The organism is Paenarthrobacter sp. NPDC089714 (assembly GCF_044748905.1).
Lineage (GTDB): Bacteria > Actinomycetota > Actinomycetes > Actinomycetales > Micrococcaceae > Arthrobacter.
In genome coordinates, this window is record NZ_JBIVGX010000047.1 from 1 (window position 1) to 1,059 (window position 1,059).

The window sequence follows — 1,059 nt, forward strand, 5'->3', positions numbered from 1 at the left end:
TACCTGATGATGCACACCGAACTGGTCACCGCCGTCGCCGAACGCATCAAACTGATCGTGGTCCTGATCCAGAACCACGGCTACGCCTCCATCGGCTCCCTCTCCGAATCGTTGGGTTCGCAGCGCTTCGGCACCCAGTACCGGGTCCTGAACAAGGAACAGCACTCCTTCGACGCCGGCGAAAACCTGCCCATCGACCTCGCCACGAACGCCGAATCCCTGGGTGCGAAGGTGATCCGGATCGAACCCGGGGAGAAGGTCATCGCCGAACTCGAACAAGCCATCCGCGACGCCAAAGCCGCCCCGGAAGACACCGGCCCGATCGTGATCCACGTCGAATCCGACCCCCTGCTGGACGCCCCGTCCTCCGAGTCCTGGTGGGACGTTCCCGTCTCGGCAGTGTCAGAACTGGAATCCACGAAACAAGCCTTCCAGACCTATATCGACCACAAGAACCGCCAGCGCAAACTGCTCGGCTAACCCAGCCGACAGAAACCCACACCCTACACAACCCCTTTCAGGAATCAACGCAAAGGATCGAACAACCATGTCAACGACGACGTCAGTCATCAACCACTTCATCAACGGAACGGAAACCACCGGAACCGGAACCACCACCAAACCCGTCCATAACCCGGCAACAGGTCAGGTGTCCGCCGAACTACGGCTGGCAACCCAAGATGACCTGAACACCACCGTGGCCATCGCCCGGAAGGCCGCCGATTCCTGGGGCGATATCTCCCTGGCCAAACGCACCGCTGTGCTGTTCAAGTTCCGTGAACTCGTCGCATCCCACGTGGACGAACTCGCCGCACTGATCACCGCCGAGCACGGCAAGGTCCTGGCAGACGCCAAAGGCGAGATCGGCCGCGGCCTGGAAGTCATCGAGTTCGCCTGCGGCATCCCGTCCCTGCTCAAGGGCGACTACTCCGACCAGGTCTCCACCGGCATCGACGTGTTCTCCTTCCGCGAACCCGTCGGCGTCGTAGCAGGCATCACCCCGTTCAACTTCCCCGTCATGGTGCCCCTCTGGATGGCCCCCATGGCCATCGCCACCGG

2 protein-coding genes are annotated in these 1,059 nt (G+C 61.9%); both read left to right on the forward strand.

Features of this window, described 5'->3' with window-relative positions:
• Window positions 1-480, forward strand: a 480-nt coding sequence (locus tag ACIPY3_RS23195; RefSeq protein WP_400337917.1) for a thiamine pyrophosphate-dependent enzyme, incomplete at its 5' end; no start/stop codon positions are given.
• Window positions 481-547: 67 nt separating this feature from the next.
• Window positions 548-1,059 (forward strand): aldehyde dehydrogenase family protein (locus ACIPY3_RS23200; protein ID WP_400337920.1); only part of this gene is annotated, 512 nt, incomplete at its 3' end.